This is a genomic window from Rhizobium sp. CSW-27 (genome assembly GCF_018760785.1).
Classification (GTDB): Bacteria; Pseudomonadota; Alphaproteobacteria; order Rhizobiales; family Rhizobiaceae; genus Neorhizobium.
Map to the genome: position 1 here is coordinate 1 of NZ_JAHHZO010000100.1, position 222 is coordinate 222.

The window sequence follows — 222 nt, forward strand, 5'->3', positions numbered from 1 at the left end:
ACACCGCACCCGCGGTCGTCACACGGCCAAGCTTGGCATCCGTACCGGCCGACAGCATCACGTCACCCGTGCCGCCGTCAATGAGAGAGCCAGATGCCTGCGTCAGATCACCCGTCGTTGCCGTCAGAGACACGCCGCCGGTCCCCGTGGCGGTCACGCTGGCGTTGGAAGCAAGCGCAAGCGCCGTCTCAGCCGTCATACCGACCGAACCGTTGGCCGCTT

General features: G+C 66.7%; 1 protein-coding gene. It reads right to left on the minus strand.

The annotated features are described in order from the left end of the window. The coding region (locus tag KLP42_RS27530; RefSeq protein WP_215571176.1) for a hypothetical protein at positions 1-199 on the minus strand (199 nt) is incomplete at its 3' end. Positions 200-222: the final 23 nt, after the last annotated feature.